The sequence below is a fragment of the Gemmobacter caeruleus genome, assembly GCF_008271655.1.
Taxonomy (GTDB): domain Bacteria; phylum Pseudomonadota; class Alphaproteobacteria; order Rhodobacterales; family Rhodobacteraceae; genus Gemmobacter; species Gemmobacter caeruleus.
In genome coordinates this window covers 692249-707620 of sequence record NZ_VKKX01000011.1, presented here as the reverse complement: position 1 = coordinate 707620, position 15372 = coordinate 692249, and the positions used below count along the sequence as shown (strand labels likewise).

General features: G+C 67.7%; 16 protein-coding genes. 9 read left to right on the top strand and 7 right to left on the bottom strand.

Annotated features, from left to right (window positions below):
- The first annotated feature begins 64 nt into the window (after positions 1 to 64).
- Positions 65 to 667: a nitroreductase family protein gene (locus FOA17_RS06135; protein WP_149140565.1), complete on the top strand. Its 603-nt coding sequence runs from the start codon at positions 65 to 67 to the stop codon at positions 665 to 667.
- 32 nt (positions 668 to 699) lie between these two features.
- Here the strand turns inward: FOA17_RS06135 and FOA17_RS06130 are convergent, their stop codons facing one another.
- Both FOA17_RS06130 and FOA17_RS06125 read right to left on the bottom strand, forming a co-directional pair.
- On the bottom strand, positions 700 to 1791 hold the full coding sequence (locus FOA17_RS06130) for an amidohydrolase family protein (RefSeq protein WP_162528176.1): 1092 nt from the start codon (positions 1789 to 1791) through the stop codon (positions 700 to 702).
- A 418-nt stretch (positions 1792 to 2209) separates the two neighbouring features.
- Positions 2210 to 3289 carry an RluA family pseudouridine synthase gene (locus FOA17_RS06125; protein ID WP_149140563.1) on the bottom strand — a complete coding sequence of 360 codons (1080 nt, stop codon included), beginning with the start codon at positions 3287 to 3289 and terminating at the stop codon, positions 2210 to 2212.
- Here FOA17_RS06125 and FOA17_RS06120 point away from each other — a divergent pair.
- The gene (locus tag FOA17_RS06120) at positions 3288 to 3587 is read left to right on the top strand and encodes a DUF6476 family protein (RefSeq protein WP_149140562.1); all 300 of its coding nucleotides are present in this window, start codon (positions 3288 to 3290) and stop codon (positions 3585 to 3587) included. The two genes, FOA17_RS06125 and FOA17_RS06120, sit on opposite strands and share 2 nt — an antisense overlap.
- On the opposite strand, the gene FOA17_RS06115 is transcribed toward FOA17_RS06120, so the two are convergent.
- A complete protein-coding gene (locus FOA17_RS06115; protein WP_149140561.1) occupies positions 3577 to 4110 on the bottom strand; it encodes an SRPBCC family protein in 534 nt (177 codons plus the stop codon). The genes FOA17_RS06120 and FOA17_RS06115 overlap by 11 nt on opposite strands.
- 3 nt (positions 4111 to 4113) lie before the next feature.
- Positions 4114 to 4437, bottom strand: a complete 324-nt coding sequence (locus FOA17_RS06110) for an ArsR/SmtB family transcription factor (RefSeq protein ID WP_238991729.1) — start codon at positions 4435 to 4437, stop codon at positions 4114 to 4116.
- A 198-nt stretch (positions 4438 to 4635) separates the two neighbouring features.
- Here FOA17_RS06110 and FOA17_RS06105 point away from each other — a divergent pair, with 198 nt between their 5' ends.
- The 7 genes from FOA17_RS06105 (at position 4636) to FOA17_RS06075 (ending at position 13189) form a co-directional block, all read left to right on the top strand.
- The gene (locus FOA17_RS06105) at positions 4636 to 6072 is read left to right on the top strand and encodes an amidase (RefSeq protein WP_149140559.1); all 1437 of its coding nucleotides are present in this window, start codon (positions 4636 to 4638) and stop codon (positions 6070 to 6072) included.
- A gap of 28 nt (positions 6073 to 6100) precedes the next feature.
- Positions 6101 to 7219, top strand: a complete 1119-nt coding sequence (locus FOA17_RS06100; RefSeq protein ID WP_149140558.1) for an ABC transporter ATP-binding protein — start codon at positions 6101 to 6103, stop codon at positions 7217 to 7219.
- 4 nt (positions 7220 to 7223) lie between these two features.
- A complete protein-coding gene (locus FOA17_RS06095) occupies positions 7224 to 8135 on the top strand; it encodes an ABC transporter permease (RefSeq protein WP_149140557.1) in 912 nt (303 codons plus the stop codon).
- Positions 8128 to 8931 (top strand): ABC transporter permease, encoded by an 804-nt coding sequence (locus FOA17_RS06090; RefSeq protein ID WP_149140556.1) that lies wholly within the window; start codon positions 8128 to 8130, stop codon positions 8929 to 8931. Before FOA17_RS06095 ends, FOA17_RS06090 begins: the two co-directional genes overlap by 8 nt.
- Positions 8932 to 8953: 22 nt before the next feature.
- A complete protein-coding gene (locus FOA17_RS06085; protein ID WP_149140555.1) occupies positions 8954 to 10615 on the top strand; it encodes a calcium-binding protein in 1662 nt (553 codons plus the stop codon).
- Positions 10616 to 10663: 48 nt separating this feature from the next.
- The gene (locus FOA17_RS06080) at positions 10664 to 11689 is read left to right on the top strand and encodes an extracellular solute-binding protein (RefSeq protein ID WP_149140554.1); all 1026 of its coding nucleotides are present in this window, start codon (positions 10664 to 10666) and stop codon (positions 11687 to 11689) included.
- A gap of 81 nt (positions 11690 to 11770) precedes the next feature.
- On the top strand, positions 11771 to 13189 hold the full coding sequence (locus FOA17_RS06075; RefSeq protein ID WP_203232270.1) for an amidase: 1419 nt from the start codon (positions 11771 to 11773) through the stop codon (positions 13187 to 13189).
- On the opposite strand, the gene FOA17_RS06070 is transcribed toward FOA17_RS06075, so the two are convergent.
- From FOA17_RS06070 to FOA17_RS06060, 3 genes are all read right to left on the bottom strand, one after another.
- Entirely contained in the window at positions 13190 to 13672 is a 483-nt protein-coding gene (locus tag FOA17_RS06070; RefSeq protein WP_149140553.1) for a hypothetical protein, read from the bottom strand. It lies immediately after the preceding gene.
- On the bottom strand, positions 13669 to 14199 hold the full coding sequence (locus tag FOA17_RS06065) for a hypothetical protein (protein ID WP_149140552.1): 531 nt from the start codon (positions 14197 to 14199) through the stop codon (positions 13669 to 13671). The genes FOA17_RS06070 and FOA17_RS06065 overlap by 4 nt, the downstream gene beginning before the upstream one ends.
- A gap of 109 nt (positions 14200 to 14308) precedes the next feature.
- On the bottom strand, positions 14309 to 15346 hold the full coding sequence (locus tag FOA17_RS06060; protein ID WP_149140551.1) for a cytochrome-c peroxidase: 1038 nt from the start codon (positions 15344 to 15346) through the stop codon (positions 14309 to 14311).
- Positions 15347 to 15372: the final 26 nt, after the last annotated feature.

Genomic DNA, 15372 nt, shown 5'->3' with positions numbered 1-15372 from the left:
GGCTTGAACCTGATGCCGCACAGCAGCATTTTCAGGGGGAACCGCCAGAAAAGGGCCTCCTCCCATGACCAATGCCACCATCACCAGCCTGAAGAACCGTCGCACCCAATATGCGCTTGGCCGCAACTCCGACCTGTCGAATGACCAGATCGACGCGCTGATCAAGGAGGCGATCCGCCTCGCGCCGTCGTCGTTCAATTCGCAATCCTCGCGTGCCGTGATCCTGTTCGGCGCCGCCTCGGAACAGTTCTGGCAACTGACCGAAGACGCCCTGCGCGCCATCGTCCCGGCCGAGGCCTTTGCCCCGACCGAAGCCAAGATGCGCGCCTTTGCCGCCGGCCTTGGCACCGTGCTGTTCTATGAGGACCAGGACACCGTGAAGGGCCTGCAAGAGAATTTCCCGCTTTATGCCGATGCCTTCCCGACCTTCTCGGAACATTCGGCGGGCATGGCGCAGATCGCGGTGTGGAATGCGCTGGCCGATGCCGGTCTGGGTGCCTCGCTTCAGCATTACAGCCCGATCGCCGACGAACCCGCCGCCAAGGCGTTCAACGTGCCGGCCAGCTGGAAGCTGCGTGCGCAGATGCCCTTCGGCTCGCATGAGGGCGATCTGGCCGAAAAGACCTTCATCGCCGACGAAGGCCGTTTCCTGACCATCGCGGCCTGAATCCGCCCCTGAATCGCGGGCGCTTGCGCCCGTCAGGCCACCGCCGCGCGGGCCGGGCAACCGGCCTGCGCCACCCGCGCCTCGCCCAGCCATTGTTCGGGGTTGGTCTCTGCGATCTGGCGAAACAGCGCCTCGCCCAGACCCGCGCGCAGCCGCACCGCCACCGCGCGTTCCGACAGCGCCTCTTGCCGCGTCATGTAGAAATCCGACCCGAACAGGGTGCGCGCCCGGAGCGCCGGATGATCGAGGAAAAGCCGCAGGAAGGGCAGGAAGGCCTCGGACTGGAACAGGGTATAGGACACATCCGTCCAGAGATTCGGGAAATCGCCGCTTTCGATCATCTCGCGCAGCGCGATCAGGAAATTGTCGGCTTGCGCCTGCGGGTCATAGGGGTCGATCCCCTCGGCGATATAGCTTTCCCAATCGGTCTGCCCGCCCATATGCGCCAGATTGACCTGCATATGCGGAAAGGCCCGCAAGACCGGCGCAAAGGCGCGCGGATGGCTGAGGGCATCGGCCTCGGCCCGGGTCACATTGCCGGTCACGCCGCCGCGCGAACAATGTGACACCACCGCCAGCCCCCGCGCATCCAGCAGCGGATAGACCTCGCGCATCAGCAGCGGATGATCGGGCGCATAGCCGAGGCGGGGGTAGAGCTTCAGCCCGCGAAAGCCCAGATCCTCGATGCAGCGGCGCACCTCCTCGGCGGCGCCGGGCAGGCGAGGGTCGCAGGCGGCAAAGGGAATGACGATGCCGGGGCAGGCGCGGGCCAGATCGGCCAGTTCGTCATGCTGGGCCGCCAGCGTGGCGCGGCAGGCCCCCTGCCCCATGCCCGCCATCTGCATGGGCAGCACCACAAAGCGCGTGCCGCGCGGATATTGCGCGATCAGCCGTTCCAGAATGGCGGCCTGCCCCGGCGCCCGCGCCTCGGCCTGAAAGCGGTGCAGCCGGCGCAGCCCGTCGGCGGCGCCTTCATGCCCCAGCAGCCGGGCAAGGCCCGCCAGCCCGCGCACCAGCACCGGCGCGCGCTTGAAGGGCATCAGCCCCCAATGCGGGTATCGGCTGGGGATATGAGCCTCGGTAAAGGTGTGGGTGTGGCAATTGGTGATGCGGATGGGGGTCATTGGGCAGGCTCCGGTCGTCAACCGCCCCAGCCTGCCGCAAGGCGGTAAAACCCCGCCTGCACCGCCGCACGTTCCGGCTTTGTTTGCGCCATGCGGGCGGGGAATGGCACGGGTCTTCCACGCCGCAGGGCCGGACAACCAAGGGAAACCCCTTTTGGTTGGGCGTGCCCCCCCACTGCCGCACCGGGAGCAATCGGCCGCCCTCCGCGAGGCGCCAGGGGATTCTAGCCGTCTCCGCAGGCGCGGCGCCGGCGAGGGCGGTTTCGGCCAGACCATTAGCCGAAAACCTGCGTAGCCACCTGCACCAAGGGCCGCCCCCTGGGGCGGCAACGGCACCAAAAGCACAAGCACCCCGGCACCATCGGGCAGGACGCCGCACAGCGGAAGTCAACATGCCCCGCCCCGCCCTGCCGGGGCCTTACCCCGCCGACGCCTCGGCCCCCAGGCGCAACAGATCGGCCAGCGCCTGCATGTCAGGAGGCAGCGGGGCCTCGAATTGCAACTCCTCGCCGGTCACCGGATGGGTGAAGCCCAGCGTCGCGGCGTGCAGCGCCTGGCGGGGAAAGGCATTCGCCGCATCAGCCGCCGCAGGCCCCACCGATTTCGCCGCCACCCGGCGCTTGCCGCCATAGGTCTGATCCCCGATCAGCCCATGGCCCGCATGGGCCATATGCACCCGGATCTGATGGGTGCGCCCGGTTTCCAGCCAGCATTCCACCAGACTGGCCGCCTCGGGCGTGCCATAGCTTTCCAGCACGCGCACGCGGGTCACGGCATGGCGGCCTTCGTTCCAGACCACGGCCTGCCGCTGGCGGTCGGTCTTGTGACGCGCCAGATGGGTGGCGATCTTGAGAATGCCACCGGATTCGAAACTGACGCCGCGCGTGCCGCGCAGGCGCGGATCGGCGGCTGAAGGCACACCCTGCACCAGCGCCAGATAATGCCGGTTCACGCTGTGGCGTTCAAACTGCGCGGCCAGCCCGTGATGGGCGCGGTCGCTTTTCGCCACGACCAGCAGGCCCGAAGTATCCTTGTCGATGCGATGCACGATGCCGGGCCGCCGCTCGCCCCCGACACCGGAAAGCGTGTCGCCACAGTGAAACAGCAGCGCGTTGACCAGAGTGCCCGACCAAGACCCCGGCGCGGGATGCACCACCATGCCGACGGGCTTGTTCACCACGATCAGATCGGCATCCTCCCACACCACCTCCAGCGGGATGTTCTCGGGCTGGGTCTCCACCTCGGCGGCATGGCCCACGACCAGGTCGAACACCTCGCCCTCGGCCACGCGGGTCTTGGGATCGGTCACCGGCACGCCATCGCGCGTGACCTCGCCGGCGGCGATCATCTTCATCAGGCGCGAACGCGACAGCGACGCTTTCTCTGGCACCTCCCGCACGAGTGCCTTATCCAGACGGTCGGGCGGGTCTTCGCCGATCACCACGCGCAAGCGCCCCTGCGGGGCGTCGTCATCGTCATCTTCAAGGGGCCGGGTCATGGACGATACCTCGGAAAAGCTGGAACTGCCGCCCAGCCTGCGTTGGCTGAAATGGCTGGTGACGGCGCTGACCCTCACCCTGATCCTGGGCGTCATAACCATCGTGGGCCTGCTTGTCACGCGCCTGCCGCTGGGCGTGGCGCAACCCTTCCCCGAAAATCTGGCCCTGCCCGCCGGGGCGGTGCCGCAGGCGGTGACGCGCGGTCAGGGCTGGGTGGCGGTCGTCACCCAAGACAACCGCATCCTGATCTTCGACACCGCCGGCACGCTGACGCAAGAGGTGGCGATCAGCCGCTGAACTGCCGGTCGTATTCGGCCCGCAGCGCCGCCCAATGCCCCCAGAACGAGGGCGCGGCGCCCCCGTCCAGCCGGGCGCGCAGGATGTCCAGATGGCTGTGCCAGCCCGCCGCGATCATGCTGCGCGGGGCCGGATCGCCCAGGCCGGAATGGGTGATGCGCAGCAGCACCCGGTCGCCCCGGGGCAGCAGGTCAAAGGCCACCTCGCCCGTCGCGCCCCAAGCGATCACCAACCGATGCGGCGGATCGAAGGCGATCACCCGGCTGGTCATCCGCTGTTCCTCGGCAAAGCCTTCGGGGCGCGGGTCGCCGGGGGAAGACAAGCCGTCATTGCGCCATATCAGTTCCAGCGGCGCGCCCGCCCGTGGCACCATCACGCCATCGGCCAGCCAGAGCCGGCGCAGATCCGCATCGGTCAGGTAACGCCAGATCCGTTCGGCCGGACCGGGTAGCCAGCGGCTGATGACCAGCGTGTCGCCCCCGTGCAGCCGGGCGGTGTCGTCGCGGATTTCCGTGTCATCCATGGTCTATTCCCCCTCTGATGCAGGATCGGCGCCGCGCAGGATCTGCTCCAGCGTATCCAGCCGCGTGGTCCAGAAATGTTCGTAAAAGGCCAGTTCCGCCTGTGCCTGCCGCAGCGGCGCCGGCTCCAGATGGCACAGGTGCCGGCGCCACTGCACCTCGCGCCGCAAGAGGCCCGCCGCCTCCAGCACCCTGATATGTTTCGAGGCGGCGGCCAGCGTCATCGGATGCGGCGCCGCCAGCTCGCCCACCGTGCGCGGCCCCTGCGCCAGATCGCGCAGCATGGCGCGGCGGGTCGCGTCACCCAGGGCGTGAAAGATGGCGTCCATGGCTCTCCTCATTCATCCTTTTGGTATAATGAACGCGCCCCGCCCCTGAGTCAACCATCAGGTATAATGAATTGACTTTTGCCCAACCTAGCCAAGGCTGAGGCAAAACCGACGCCAGCCTGTCGCCCAAGGCATTGCCGCAACCGCCTTGCGCCGCCAACATATGATCAAATAGCACAACAGGAAGGCACGGGAATCATGCTGGAGCGTTTCGGGGCCCGTGATGCGACCGACCTCGCCGCGCTGGTGGCCCGCCGTGCCGTCAGCCCGGACGAATTGCTGGACGCAGCCCTTGAGGCCTGCGCGGCGCTGAACCCGACGCTCAATGCCGTGGTCCTGCCGCAAGAAGGCGTGGCCCGCCGCGCCATCGCCGCCGGCCTGCCGCGCGGCCCCTTTACCGGTGTGCCGTTCCTGCTGAAGGATCTGGGCTGCGAGGCGGTGGATTTCCCGTCGCATAACGGCTCGCGCCTGCTGGCACAGACCCGCTATGACCGCGACAGCGCGATCTTTGACCGGATCCGCGCGACCGGCGTGGTGACCTGGGGCCGCACCACCAGCCCCGAAGGCGGCATTGGTGCTGCGACCGAGGCGGCGGTCTATGGCGGCCCCACCCGCAACCCCTGGAACCCCGATCACACGCCCGGCGGATCGTCGGGCGGCGCCGGCGCGGCGGTGGCGGCAGGGATCGTGCCCTTTGCCCATGGCTCGGACGGGGGCGGGTCGGTGCGCATTCCGGCCGCGTGCTGCGGGCTGTTCGGCTTCAAGCCCACCCGCGCGCGCCTGCCCGACGGCCCCTATGTCGGCGAGGGCTGGGCCGGCATGGCGATCGACGGCTTCCTGACCCGCTCGGTACGCGATACCGCCGCGATGCTGGATGCCTGCGCCGGGCCGGATGCCGGCGCGCCCTATCACGCGCCCGCCTTGCAGCGCAGCCATATGGACGCGATCAGCCGCCCGCCTCCCCGCCTGCGCATCCTGCTGGTCGAGGGCACCTTTACCGGCCAGCCGATCCACCCCGAAATGCGCGCCGCCGTGCTGGACGCCGCCGCCTGGCTGGAGCGGCTGGGCCATATCGTCACCCCCGGCCTGCCGCGCGCCGATGTCGCGCGCATGATGACGGCCTGGACCGATATCGTCGGCATCGGCACCGCGCTTGGCATCCGCAAGGCGCTGAAGGGCCGCCCCCTGACCCCCGATCTGGTCGAGGGTGTCGTGCGCGGCGCGCTGGCCCATGCCGAAACCCTGCACCCGACCCGCTATCTGGAGGCCGTGGGCGAAATTCACGCCTTTGGCCGGCAGATGGCGGCGGCCTTTGCCGATTGCGACATCATCCTGTCCGCGACCCTGGCCGAACCGCCCGCCCGGATCGGGCGCTTTGCCCATGCGACCGAGGATTATGTCGGCTATCGCACCGGCCCCGACGGCATCTTTGCCTATTCCCCGTTCTGCGCGGTGTTCAACGCCAGCGGCCAGCCGGCGGCCTCGGTGCCGATGGGGCTTTCGGCCGGGGGGCTGCCGCTGGGCATCCACCTCGCCGCCCCCTTTGGCGCGGATGAGACGCTGATCGCGCTTTGTGCGGAACTGGAGAAATCCGGTGCCTGGATCACGGCACAGCCGGGCATTCGCGCGAAATGACTTGCCAGACGCGCCGGCAGGCGAAAACATGATCAAAAGTTCCGACGAGAAAAGGAACGGCACAGGGGATGGGACGCGCGTGAACGAGATTGCCATTGAAGCCCGCAATACCATCAAGGCCTTTGGTCAGGGCGGGGTTGCGGTGCGGGCGCTGGACGATGTGTCGGTGGAGATCCGCAAGGGCGAGTTCTTTACCCTGCTTGGCCCATCTGGCTGCGGCAAGACCACGCTGCTGCGGCTGATCGCCGGGTTCGAGACACCGACCTCGGGACAGATCCTGCTGCATGGCACGGACATCACCCATCTGCCGCCCAACAAGCGCCCGGTGAATACCGTATTCCAAAGCTACGCCCTGTTTCCGCATCTGACCGTGGCCGAAAACGTGGGCTTTGCGCTGAAGATGCAGGGCCGCCCCCGGGCCGAAGTGGCGCAGACCGCGCGCGAGATGCTGGAACTGGTGCGCCTCGGCCATCTCGCGGATCGCCGGATCACCCAGATGTCGGGCGGCCAGCAACAGCGCGTGGCGCTGGCCCGCGCGCTGGCGGCACGCCCGCAAGTCCTGCTGCTGGACGAGCCGCTTTCGGCGCTTGACCTCAAGCTGCGGCAGGAAATGCAGGTGGAGCTGAAGCGCCTTCAGCACGAGACCGGCATCACCTTTGTCTTTGTCACCCATGACCAGGAAGAGGCGCTGACCATGTCGGACCGGATCGGGGTGATGAGCGCGGGCAAGATCCAGCAGATCGGATCCCCGCGCGAGATCTATACCCGACCGGTGAACCGCTTTGTCGCAAGCTTCATCGGCGAGACGAATTTCCTGCCCGCCACACTCGGCCCCGAAGGCGCGCGTCTGTCTGGCGGTGAGGTGATCGAACTGGCCACGCCTGGCCCCCGTCACGGCCCCGTCACCCTGACCGTGCGCCCCGAACAGTTGCGCCTGACCCCGCCGGACGAGCCGGGCGCCCTGCCCGCCACCGTGACCGACTGGGTCTATCTCGGCACCGATACGCATGTGCATCTGCAATTGCGCGATGGCACCGCCCTGGTCGCGCGGCTGCAAAGCAACCCCTCGGGCGAAACCGACCTGACGCGCGGCGGCGCCATGGGGGTGCGCTTTGCCCCCGGCGCCGTGCAGGTGGTGGAGGATTAGGGCCATGAGCGCGCTGGAAGATCAGGCCCGGGCCCGTTCCGTCCGCAATGCCTGGGCGCTGTCGGCGCCGGCACTGGTGATCCTTGCGGTGGCGGCGGTCGGGCCGCTGCTGATCGTGCTGGTCTATTCCTTTCTGACGCCCGGCAAATACGGCAATGTGGAATGGCAGTTCAGCACCGATGGCTGGCTGGGCATCCTGTTCACCCGCGACATCTTTGACGAGACGCTGAAACTGGCCGATGCGCATCTGACAATCTGGTGGCGCTCGGTCCGGCTGTCGCTGCTGACCACGCTGTTCACCTTTGCCGTGGGCTTTCCGACCGCCTGGTTCATCGCCACCCGCCCGCCCCGCGCGCGGGGGTTCTGGCTGTTCCTGATCACCATCCCGTTCTGGACCAACCTGCTGATCCGCACCTTCGCCATCAATGAGGTGATCCGCAACGAGGGGCTGTTCAACACGGTGATGATCCGGCTGGGGTTGTTTTCCGAACCGCTGCGCATCATCAACACCGATGCGGCGGTGCTGATGGGCATGACCTATGTCTATCTGCCGCTGATGGTGCTACCGCTTTTTGCCGCGATCGACCGTTTCGACATGCGCCTGCTGGAGGCGGGCTATGACCTTTACGCGAACCGCTGGCAGGTCTTGCGCCATGTCATCCTGCCCATCGTGAAGCCGGGCATCGTGGCCGGGTCGATCCTGGTCTTCGTGCCCTCGCTGGGGGCCTATGTCACGCCGCGCGTGCTGGGCGGCGGCAAGAACATGATGATCGGCAATTTCATCGAGCTGCAATTCGGTCAGGGCCGGAACTGGCCGCTGGGCGCGGCGCTGTCGGTGACGCTGCTGCTGATTACCACGGCGGCGCTGCTGTTCTATGTGCGGGCCGCGAACAAGGGGGGCAATGGCCATGGCTGAGACCCGTTTTCAGCCTGCGCGCATTCCGGGCTTTGCCGCCATCGCCATGCTGGCCTTCGTGGCGCTTTACCTGCCGATCTTCACGCTGGTCGCCTATGCCTTCAACGGCGGCACCTCCATCGCGGTATGGGAGGGGTTGTCGCTGCACTGGTTCAGCAAGGCCTGGGCGAACGAGGCGGTGAAATCGGCGACCTTGCGGTCGCTGGTGATCGCGGCCTCGGCGGCGGCGGTGGCGACCACGGCGGCGACGCTGGCCGCCCTTGGCACCACGCGGCGCGCCGGGTTCAAGGGGCAGACCTTCATCTATGTCATGATCAACCAGCCCCTGATGGTGCCCGAGATCGTGACCGCGGTCGCGCTGCTGATCCTGTTCGGCATGGTCAAATCCTGGACCGGCTATCAGGGGCTGGGCTACCTGATCCTGGCCCATGCGGCCTTCTGCATCCCCTTTGCCTATCTGCCGATCCGCGCCCGGCTGGAGGGGATGGACCTGAGCCTGGAGACCGCGGCGGCCGATCTTTACGCCTCGCCCTGGCAGACTTTTCGCCATGTCACGCTGCCGCTGCTCGCGCCGGGGATTCTGGCCGGGGCCATGCTGGCCTTCGTCATCAGCCTCGATGACGTGGTGATCACCGAGTTTGTGAAATCCGGCGGGCAGGATACCTTGCCCACCTACATGCTGGGCCAGATGCGCCGCGCCATCACCCCCGAGGTGAACGCAATCTCCACCGGGCTGCTGGGTCTGACCGTGATCCTGCTGACCGCCTTTTTCCTGCTGACCCGAAAGAGAAACTGACCCCTCATCCCGGAGCGTCGCAATGCCCAGATATTACGTCAGGCTCGGCCTGGCCACAGTGCATGAAGACCTGCCCGGCGGGCGGAACGTCGCGCTGACCTATGCGGGGGCGGCGGTCTATTACCTGAACTCGGACGGGACGCTCGGCGCCGGCCCCTATCAGCGCTATTACGATTTCTACGACGCCACGAATGACGTTGATTACGACGAGTTGAAGGTGATCGCGGTCTATTCGGAACGGCCGGCGGGGTTCAACACCACCTGGGCAGAGGGCGCGCACTCGCTGGTGGGCGGCTGGGGCGTGATCGACACCGACGCGCCCGTGCCACAGCCGCCCGATGATGGCGGCGGCACGCCGACCACACCCACGACCCCGACCGAACCCGACCCGCCCGCCGACCGCTATATGGGCCGCTGGAGCGACCATTGGATCGACGATGCGGGCATCGTGCATTACTACCCCAGCAGCGATGGCTATGCCGCGCTTTACCCGGTGATCCACCAGCAGACGCTGGCCGCCATCGCGACCTTTCTCTCCGGCACCACCGCCGCCACGCCCGAGATTTTCGCGGCCGTCGCCGCCCTTCTGGGGATCGAAAGCTCGGCCTCGGCGATTCATCCGGCGGTGAACCGGGGGCCAAGCCAGGCCGCGGGCGACTTCGCTTCCGCCGCCGATCTGCTGGATAATGTGCTGGACCGCGCGCTGGACGTGGCCGATGCGCTGACCCAGACAGACCAGAACGGCGCCTTCAGCGGCGATTTCCGTCCGGCCTCCGCCGCGCTCTGGCAGGCGCAGATCACGGCACGCGACGGGCTTGTGCGCGCGCTGTCCGGCCAGCCGGAGCTTGCCGGCATGGCACCCGAACAGATCGACGGCCTGGCGCGGCTGCTGACCAGCCAGAAGGTCTTTGTCTCCGAAGGCTACAACCGAGACAGCATCGCCGACCGCGGCTATTTCATCGCGGTCGAGGCCGGGCGCGGGCTCAGCGTCATCTCCGACGTGCTGGCCTCGGTCATCGGTTCCGCCTGGGCCGACCGCATCGCCGCCGAGGATCGAATCGCCGCCGTGACCGGCAGCGGCGACGACACGCTGCGCCAGACCGATGGCCGCAGCGGCAGCGTCGTTCTGGCCGGGGCGGGCAATGATCGCGTGATCCTGCGCGGCGCCGATATCGCCGATCTCACCAGCCATGTGGAGGGCGGGCGCGGCGCCGACCAGTTACATGGATCGCGCTTCGACGACATGCTGGCCGGCGGCAGCGGCACCGACAGCCTGCGCGGCTGGGGCGGCAGGGACAGCCTGCGCGGGGGCAGCGGCGCCGACGACCTGGGCGGCGGTCTGGGCGCCGACATCCTGCTGGGCGGCAGCGGGCGCGACCGCCTGTCGGGCGGCGCGGGCGCCGACCGTCTGGACGGCGGGGCCGGCAGCGACCGGCTGACCGGCGGCGCCGGGGCCGACCGCTTTGTCTTTGCCAATGCCGGGGCGGCGCGCGACGTGATCACCGATTTCCAGGACGGGCTGGACCGGATCGTGATCGACCGCGACCTGGCCCGCGGCTTTGGCGCGCTTCACCTCGACCGGTTATCGGCGCAGGACTGGCTGATCGGCTGGGGCGATCAGTCGATCCGGCTGCATGGCAGCACCGCCACCACCCTGACCAGCGCCGATTTCCTGTTCACCTGATCCCGAACCGGGCCGACCGAGCCCGGATTTACCAGCAAGGAGAGACTGATGAAAAGACTGATCACCGCTACCGCGCTTCTGATGGCCACCACCGGGCTTGCCCGGGCCGAGGGGGTGCTGCAACTCTACAATTGGGGCAATTACACCAGCCCCGAACTGCTGACGAAATTCGAGGCCGAGACCGGCATCAAGGTCACGGTGACCGATTACGACAGCAACGACACCGCACTTGCCAAGATCGAGGCCGGCGGCCATGGCTTTGATCTGGTCGTGCCCTCGGCCAACTATGTGCCGATCTGGATCGAGAAGGGTCTGGTGACCGAACTGGATGCCGCCAAACTGGCCAACAAGGGCAATATCGCCCCCGAATGGCAGGATGTGAGCTGGGATCCGGGCCGCAAATTCTCGGTTCCGTGGCAATGGGGTTCGACCGGGGTCGCGGTGAATACTTCGGTCTATGGCGGCGACATCAACACCTCGTCGGTCTTTCTGGAAGTGCCGGCAGAGCTGAAGGGCAAGATCAATGTCGTGCCCGAGATGAACGACATCGTTGCCATGGCGACGATGTGGGCCGGCGGCCAGCCCTGTTCCGAAGATGCCGAAGTGCTGAAAAAGGCGCGCGACGCCCTGATCGCCGCCAAGCCCGACTGGATCAGCATGGATTACGGCGCGACCGAAAAGCTGTCGAACAATGACTGGGCGGCCAGCGTGAACTGGAACGGATCGACCATGCGGGCACGGGTCGCCAATCCGGCGGTGGCCTATGGCTATCCCAAGGAGGGCTACCCGCTGTTCATGGATTCGGTGATGCTGCTCAAGGATGCGCAGAATGTGGACGCGGCCTACAAGTTCCTCGACTTCATCATGGTGCCGGAAAATGCCGCGATGATCTCGGCCTTTGCGCGCTATGCCAATGGCATCGCCGGGTCCGAGGCCTTCATGCCGGAAGACATGAAGACCGCGCCCGAGGTGGTGATCCCCGAGGCGTTCAAGGCGGCGGGCGTGTTCCTGCCCACCTGCACCGGCAAGGCACAGGACTATGTGACCGCGATCTGGACCGAATTGCAGAAATGAACCACACGGGTTGCGCCGCCTTGCGGCGGCGCGCAGGTGGGGGGCTTTGCCCCCCACACCCCCCAGGATATTTTTGAACAGATGAAAGAGGATATCGTGCTGCTGGATCGTTCGGCCTCGGATCTGGCGCGGATGATCGCCGCGCGTGAGATAAAGCCCTCGGAGGTGATGGAGGCGCATCTGGCGCGCAGCGCGTCGGTGAACGGGGCGGTGAATGCCATCGTGTCGCCGCGCGCGCCCGAGGTGTTGATGGATGAGGCACGGGCGGCGGATGACGCGCCGGTTCGGGGCTGGCTGCATGGTCTGCCGCTGGCGGTGAAGGATCTGGTGGCGGTGAAAGGGCTGCGCACGACCTATGGGTCACCAATCTTTGCCGATCATGTGCCGGGTGCCGACGATCTGGTCGCGGCGCGGATGCGGGCGGCAGGGGCGATCCTTGTCGGCAAGACCAATACGCCGGAATGGGGCCATGGCAGCCACAGTTTGAACCCGGTCTTCGGGGTGACGCGCAACCCCTATGATCTGACGCGCACGGCGGGCGGCTCCTCGGGCGGGGCGGCGGCGGCGCTGGCGGCACGGCTGGTGCCGCTGGCCGATGGCAGCGACATGATGGGGTCGCTGCGCAATCCGGCGGCCTTTTGCAACGTCTATGGCATGCGCCCCTCTTACGGGCGGGTGCCGGGCGATGCCCTAGGCGATACCTTCATGGCGACGCTGGCGACCGAAGGCCCGATGGCGCGCACGGTCGAGGATGTCGCGCGGTTTCTGGGCGTGCTGGCGGGCGAGAACCCGACCGTGCCCTTTGGCCTGCCCGGCGGCGATTTCCTGCGCCCGCCCGCCGATCTGAAGGGGCGGCGCATCGGCTGGCTGGGCGATTGGGGCGGGGCCTATCCTTGCGAGCCCGGCATCCTGGATCTGTGTCGCGCGGGGCTTGCCGTGCTGGCCGATCAGGGCGCGGAGATCGACGAGGTGGCGCCGCCCTTTCCGGCGGAAAAGCTGTGGTGGGCCTGGCTCACGCTGCGGGCCTTTCTCAATGCCGGGGCCAAGGGGGCAATGCGCGACGATCCGGCGCAATGGGCGCAGCTCAAGCCAGAGACGCAATGGGAGATCGAACAGGGTCTGGCGGTGACCGCGGCAGAGGTGCATGCGGCCAGCGTGATCCGGTCGCGCTGGTATGCACGCGCGGCAAAGCTGTTTGCCCGATATGACGCGCTGGTGATGCCTTCGGCGCAGGTCTGGCCGTTTCCGGCCGACTGGCGTTGGCCGCAGGCGATCAATGGTCGGGCGATGGACACGTATCACCGCTGGATGGAGGTGGTGGTGCCGATCAGCCTGATCGGCCTGCCCAGTCTGGCGGTGCCTTGCGGGTTTGGCGCGACGGGCCTGCCGATGGGAATGCAGATCATCGGCCGCTTTGGCGCCGATGCCGAGGTGCTGGCAATCGGGCAGAGCTACCATGCCGCGACCGACTGGCCCGGCCGCCGCCCGCCGGCGCTGTGATCAGCCGGGCGGCAGCGGCGTGCAGCTCTGCGCCGCGCCTTCGGGCGGGGTCAGGATCAGGCCGGTTTCGGTGATCCGGCCCCGATGACCCTGCAAGGGGCCGCTGTCAAACCCGATCTCGCCCCCGCTCTGGCGGAGACTGCCGGCCCCGCCCTGCGCCAGGATGTAGAGCCCCGGCGCAAGCGCCAGAAGCCGCGCGTCCCCTGCCCCCGTGCAGCGCAGAAAGGCCGGCGGCAGCGCCGGCTCCGGCGGGCTGTCGCCCGCGGCCAGCGGCACCAGCGCGGCGGGCGGCGCCTCGAACAGACGGCCATCGGCCAGCCGCACCGCGCAATCGCCCGAGGCGGCGGTGGCCTCTACCACGCCCTCGCCCTGCCCCGGCACCGTGACAAGCGTGGCCTGCGGACAAATCGGCGTCGCCTGCGCGCCGACCGGCAGCGCCAGCATCAGCGCCACCGCCCGCCCGAAGCCGTGCAGCGCTGTCACGGTTTCAGCTTGCAGGTCAGCGCCAGCCCCTCGGGCGGGGTGATCATCAGCATGGCATTGCTGACCACCGCATGGCGGCCGTCCCAGGGCCCGCCGCTGAACAGCACGCCCAGCGGATCGTCCGGCGTGGCGGCCATGGTGCCGCCCGAACCATCCATCATGTCATAGCTGCCCGGGGCGATCAGGATGTCGAACCCCTCGCCTGCGGTGTTGGCACAGGCCCAATAGCCCTCGACCAGCGCGTCGAACCCCTCGGTCGGGGCGGCGGGGCCGCGCGGCAGGTCAACCCCCTCGGCCCGGGTCAGGGCATAGGCCGGCATCACCGTGATATCGCCCGATTGCAAATGGATCTCGCACATGCCGCCATGATCGGCCTCGATCACCCCCGGCACCGCATGACCGGGCGACATGACCGTGGCGCCGATCTCGCAGGTTTCGAGCGCAGCACCCGTGGCGGCAAGGGCGGGCGGCGCCAGCAGCGCGGCGCAGATGAAGGCAGGCAGGGAAAGCCGGAAATGCGGGATCATGAAACCTCCTGGATCGCAATGCCGGCAAGATGCCAATCCCGCCCCGCCCTGCCAAGCAAAAAGACCCCCGCGCCGGGCTGGCGCGGGGGGTGGGATGCGTCACGGCGGATCAGCGCAGTTCAGAGGTCGGGCGCGGGGTCGTCGCGGTCTCAGACGGCAGCCTGGGCAGCGTGATCGTCGGCAGCGTGCCGGTCAGGCTGTCGAGAAAGGCAACGAGCTGCGCGGTTTCTTCGGGCTTCAGCGCCTCGCCCAACTGGCTTTCGGCCATGATCTCCACCGCGACCGAGAGATCCCAGACCTTGCCGGAATGGAAATAGGGCGCGGTCAGCGCGATGTTGCGCAGGGGGGCCGCGCGGAAGACATAGGCGTCATCCGCGGTTTCGGTCACGGCAAAGCGCCCCTTGTCGCCCGGAGGCAGCACATCGGCACCGGGCTTTTCGACCAGACCGAAGGGGTAATAGCCGTGGCCGCCGACATTCACGCCGGAATGGCACGACGAACAGCCCTTGTCGATGAACAGCGCCAGCCCGGCCTGCGCCTCGGGCGTGAGGGCGTTGTCATCGCCGTTCAGCCAGGCGTCGAAGGGCGCAGGGGTGATCAGCGTCGCCTCGAAAGCCTCGATCGCGCGGGCCATGTTGTCAAAGCTGACCGGATCGGGTTCATCGGGGAAGGCGGTCGTGAACCCGGTGACATAGGCCGGCATGGATTTCAGCGTGGCCACCACATTGTCGGGCGTATTCGCCATCTCCACCCCGGCCTGCACCGGCCCCTTGGCCTGGGCCTTGAGATCCTCGGCCCGGCCATCCCAGAACTGCGCCTCGTTCAGCACGGCATTGAGCGCGGTCGGCGCGTTGCGCGGCCCCTTCTGCCAGCCATGGCCGACCGAGGTCTCCATATTGTCATCGCCGCCCGTGGTCAGGTTGTGGCAGGAATAGCAGGAAAACACCCCCGAGGCCGAGAGGCGCGGATCGAAGAACAGCGCTTTGCCCAGGTCGATCTTTGCCGGGGTGACCGGGTTGTCCTTCACCGCCGGCACGGTCGAGGGCAAGGGCTTGAAGATCTCCAGCGCGCTGTCACGCAGCGTCTGTGCCGCGGCGGCACCCGTCATTGCCGTGCTGGCCAGCACAAGGGCGGTAAGCCACTTCATCGCAATACTCCATCCTGGGTCATGCG